4 protein-coding genes are annotated in these 3,440 nt (G+C 30.7%); all 4 read right to left on the bottom strand.

What is annotated here, in order from left to right; all coding sequences use genetic code 11:
- Positions 1–170 precede the first annotated feature (170 nt).
- Complete coding sequence (locus OM075_RS24555) at positions 171–995, bottom strand: hypothetical protein (RefSeq protein ID WP_301193207.1); 825 nt, start codon at positions 993–995, stop codon at positions 171–173.
- A gap of 59 nt (positions 996–1,054) precedes the next feature.
- Positions 1,055–1,570, bottom strand: coding sequence for a hypothetical protein (locus OM075_RS24550; protein ID WP_301193206.1), 516 nt, complete (start codon positions 1,568–1,570; stop codon positions 1,055–1,057).
- 63 nt (positions 1,571–1,633) lie between these two features.
- Complete coding sequence (locus tag OM075_RS24545) at positions 1,634–2,185, bottom strand: TlpA family protein disulfide reductase (protein ID WP_301193208.1); 552 nt, start codon at positions 2,183–2,185, stop codon at positions 1,634–1,636.
- A 322-nt stretch (positions 2,186–2,507) separates the two neighbouring features.
- Positions 2,508–3,152 carry a hypothetical protein gene (locus OM075_RS24540; RefSeq protein ID WP_301193205.1) on the bottom strand — a complete coding sequence of 215 codons (645 nt, stop codon included), beginning with the start codon at positions 3,150–3,152 and terminating at the stop codon, positions 2,508–2,510.
- Positions 3,153–3,440: the final 288 nt, after the last annotated feature.

The following is a 3,440-nucleotide window of genomic DNA, read 5'->3' as shown; positions in this document are numbered from 1 at the left end:
TTTTGCCGTTCAAGGTAGAGAAAACCTGATAAACGAAGCGTTCAGAAATGAACTGGAAAAAATAATGTGCGGTCTTGCAACCAAGCATAAATCTATACCCAGATTAAGACAGCAGGGCTAACGGCCCTTGTTTTTCAATTCTAAAACTGTTTTCTACTAAGAAATCAGGCCTAAAGACCCTTTTGATGTTTATAAATCTTATTCCAGGCTTTTCTTGTTATTATTACAAGATTCTCTTTCTGCATATCAAAAATTGAAACAAACTTTTTACTCAAAACATAATGTTGTTTCCACTCCACATAATCTTTATATAAAAGTAAGGTGCAAATGTCTGTTGAATTAATATATTCCGATACAACATGTGAATGATAGGTTGATTTTAAGCTTTTCTCAGGATCATCAGACTTGTAAGGATACTTTAATAATGACTTATGAATCTGGATCTTATTTTTTAATCTGTTCTGCTTATCATATTCTAGTAAATAATCATTCCCAATTATAACTTCATCACTAACCTGAGGACCAGTAAGGATAAAAACTCTTTTTTCTTTATCTGTAATTAACGGGATCGGGTTTAATGAAGTATTCTCATAAAAGGTGAAAAAATGATCAGAATTGTTTGAAATTCGTTGGATTGCATCTTGTCGAATTGTAATCAAATCCTTTTCATGTTGTGTAATTTTTAAACTAGTTGTATCTATTACTATTGGAGAATCTGGAATACTGTCAAACAGATACCTTACTAACAAACTATCTGTGTTCTCCCTACTAAAAAATATGGTCATTATTTTATGCTGATCTGATTCATAGGAAAGATAGCCCCCTACTGTATTTCGTTTATCCGGAAATCTGGATAAAAAGTCATCAGTTCCGTTCCACGAAGCCTTTTCTAGTCTATAAAGTAATTTTCCTTCAGCTAATATTTCTTCAGAACTTTGTCCGTAGGTAACTACGGAAATGTACAAAGCAATAATTATCAATATCCCTTTTTTCATAATTTTGGATTTGTTTATAACTGTCTAAATTTAAACTGTCCGGTTTATTATTGGGGAGCTTACAATATTAAATTCTCTTTAATCCAATTCTTTAGTTCACCTTTATCATAAATCTTTATTAATTGCTCAATATTTTTGTCTCTTTTTATACCAAGTCCCTTTTTATAAACATTAATGATACTTTTATATCCTTCAAAATATCCTTTTTGTTGATCTTTACTATAATTATTCTCTAAAGAAAATCTTGTCCAACCTGCTATAAAAATCATTAATAAGTCAGGATTCTTTTCTGTATATTTTACAATTAAGTCAGTATTTAGACTTATAGATACTGATGGACTTCCGGTCAACCATTTCATAAAAAAGGTATTGACATCAATTCTTTTAGCTTCATATTTATCTAAAGGTGAATTCTCCATCCAATTAGCGCATGCAATTATATCTTTCTCATACTTTGCATAGTCCTCCTTTGCTACTAAAATATAATCTTTAGGTATTTCAAAATCCTGAGATTTTACTTGATTAATGTTAATTGTAAACAAAATCATAATTAGTAATACCATTCTATTTCTCATGACCATTTTATTTATTGTTAGTTAATATCAAATCTTTAATCTTGTTAGCCTGAAATTTTCACCTTACGAATCCGTTTCCAGCATTTGATCCAAGATATGCTCAAAGTAAACTATTACCTTATCCAAATCTTTTTTATGCGCAGGAGGAAGACCTCCTTCAATATATTTTATGGTTCCGGTTTTATCGATAAATATATTTTCAGGGTAAGGCCTTGATCCCAACTCTTTAACAATAGCATCTGCATTAGCAATATGGTTAAACGTAAATTTTTTCTTTGAAAAGAATAATTTCATACCAGATTTTGTACTGGAACATAACGAAATAAAGTTAACCCTGTCTCCATATTTTTCCTGTATTCTGTTTAGTGCCGGCATTTCCTCTACACATCCTCTACAACCCACAAACCAGAGGTTTAACAAGGTAGGTTTTTGCTGCTTCCCTCCTATCTGAATACTATCTCCTTTAATGGTTAAATATTTTCTTGGTGTGATGTATTTTCCAATTTTAGGGTAAGCATTAGCTCTTTGTTTATATTCCATCCCTACTCTTAAATCATATTTAAATGGTTGAATGATAGAATCTCCATTAGTCTCTATATCTTCCTCATATATCATAAGTTCCACTCCTCCTGATATTGAATCCTGATTATCCTCAAAAAGATGATTAAAAAAATGATCTAATTCTGTTTTAGTATATATCTCATTGGTGTAAAGATTTTTAAAGAAATTGGGTTCAGGATGTTCATTTTTTTGAGCCTATAAACCTATACTCGTAACCAAAATTATTATTAAGAATATGAATCGTTGCATATGCATTGTTTTCTTCTGTTTTTTAGTTTTAGATACCACACATAATAAAGTGTTACAACTCATTTTACATTGAATAAATTACCCGCAAAAATGAGTTGTAACTTTACTTTAATTACAGATATTGATTTTATCTATTTACTATTTCGCGGGATGCCTTGTACTCATTGTATAAATCGGGTTGCGTATTTTGCGAAAGATCAAGTAATAAATCGATTTTACCCTTTAATATATCATCGGCCACATTAATATGGGCATCTAACTGATCGCCTGCATTTTTACGTTCAACAACAGTGGTTCTTACACTTGATAATTTACTGTGCCAGGTATCGTAGGCTTCCAGTAGTTCTGCTATTTTTTCTTCTGTTAAACCATAATTCTGAGCTTCTGATTGTATCGACTTGGCATGCTCTACAACTTTTTGAGCTTTCACTAACAATTGTTGCTCAGACAGCCTTAAAAGCAGCGAGTTTGTAACATCAATATCATTCATCATGATTTGATTATTGGTAAAAGTTGCATATACTTTTAAAACCCTAACCACCTGTATAATCAGGTCGATTAATATCATGCGTGATCCGGCTTTATCCAATGTTACTCCATTGGTTTCAACAGAGGAGCTGATACTTAATTGCTCAATGTCGTTTACTACAGTTTTTAAGGCATTAAACGAATCATTGAACTGAGGCAATGATTCCAATTGACTTTTGTTTTTATCAAGCCAGTCAACAACTACTTTGTACATTTTTAGTTTATGTACTAATCTTTTTTCCATTTTAATGTAGATTTTTTCTCATAAATACAATTGTATTATAGAGAAGGTTAATAATTAAAGAATTATATGATTACATACAGATTACTGTTGTAATACTGTAAATTTTAAATACACTACAGATGCATTACATAACTATGCAGAATGCATGTTTCCGTATGTAAAAAAACACAGATACATAAGGTATAGATATTGCTGCGAGAGTGTTCAAAACTTTGTGTCATAATAGATTAAAAAGAAAATAACTTTGCCTCATGACAAAAGAATTTGATTACAAAAAGTTTAAAGAAG

Source organism: Plebeiibacterium sediminum (genome assembly GCF_026013605.1).
In the GTDB taxonomy this organism is placed as follows: domain Bacteria; phylum Bacteroidota; class Bacteroidia; order Bacteroidales; family Marinilabiliaceae; genus Saccharicrinis; species Saccharicrinis sediminus.
Note: the sequence above shows the minus strand (reverse complement) of the source record. Positions and strands in the feature narration are given on the sequence as shown.

Excerpts from the sequence above, each read along its gene's own strand:
- OM075_RS24555 (WP_301193207.1), bottom strand. The coding sequence starts at position 995 with ATGAAAAAAGGGATATTGATAATTATTGCTTTGTACATTTCCGTAGTT.
- OM075_RS24545 (WP_301193208.1), bottom strand. The coding sequence starts at position 2,185 with ATGATATATGAGGAAGATATAGAGACTAATGGAGATTCTATCATTCAA.
- OM075_RS24550 (WP_301193206.1), bottom strand. The coding sequence starts at position 1,570 with ATGAGAAATAGAATGGTATTACTAATTATGATTTTGTTTACAATTAAC.
- OM075_RS24540 (WP_301193205.1), bottom strand. The coding sequence starts at position 3,152 with ATGGAAAAAAGATTAGTACATAAACTAAAAATGTACAAAGTAGTTGTT.